General features: G+C 34.1%; 1 pseudogene. It reads left to right on the forward strand.

What is annotated here, in order from left to right:
* A pseudogene (locus SB724_RS20435) lies at nt 1-267 on the forward strand (hypothetical protein); the annotation flags it as partial.

Consider the following 267-nt stretch of genomic DNA (forward strand, 5'->3'; position numbering starts at 1 on the left):
CTAATTTGTTCGTGCCGTGGGATGAGCGAGCATGGGATCCTACAGGTATAATGCCATTAGCAAAACAACTAAAAGAACTTAACGAGATTGCACAAAAATATGATATGTATATTGGTTTTCATAATCACAACAAAGAGTTTGAACAATTTAATAATGAAACTTATTGGGATGCATTAGCCAGCAATACACCTAATGAATTGCCACTGCAACTTGATATAGGTTGGCTACATTATGCAGGTAAAGAACCGATACATTTTATAAAAAAAT

It is taken from the genome of Bacillus sp. SIMBA_031, assembly GCF_046535225.1.
GTDB lineage: Bacteria > Bacillota > Bacilli > Bacillales > Bacillaceae > Bacillus > Bacillus velezensis.